The 500-nt window shown below is 54.0% G+C and carries 1 protein-coding gene; it reads right to left on the bottom strand.

The features are described from left to right. Window positions 1-148 precede the first annotated feature (148 nt). The coding region (locus GSQ76_RS18825) for a DUF1810 domain-containing protein (protein WP_158745723.1) at window positions 149-500 on the bottom strand (352 nt) is incomplete at its 5' end.

Raw genomic sequence — 500 nt, 5'->3', positions numbered from 1 at the left:
CACCAGAGCGTTGATGATGCCGCTTAGGTCTTAAGATTATAGCCGTACTCCAGGAAGCGAGTGGCTAGGGCTGCGGGATCAAAGCGGCTCGACCGGCCTGCATCTGTGTGGGCGCGAAAGATGGTGGTGGCAGGTCTTAGAGAGTCACTTACGAGAGTTGAAGCAGATCAAGCGTCTTAGGATCACGTTTGCCGCCGTAAAACTTAGCGACTGCCTGTTCGAATGGCTGTTGTTGCAGAGTTGCAAACAACGTCATGCATGAGCAGAATTTGAGATCGTCGGGGCTACCGAACATCTCGTACGCAGTTTTGTCTTCGGCGCGGTTCACCAGCCTCGTGCATTCAACAAGCCGCAAGCCAAGCACAGGATCGGCAAGGTAAGCACGAGCCTCTTCCAGCCCACCGAGTCCAAAATACTGGGCCGTTGGACTTTGTCCCAGTCCTCGAAGCTGCGGAAAAACAAACCACATCCAGTGGGTGCGTTTCTTTCCAGCCTCAAGT

The organism is Acidisphaera sp. L21 (genome assembly GCF_009765685.1).
Taxonomy (GTDB): Bacteria; Pseudomonadota; Alphaproteobacteria; order Acetobacterales; family Acetobacteraceae; genus LMUY01.
This window is presented reverse-complemented; position numbering and strand designations above follow the sequence as displayed.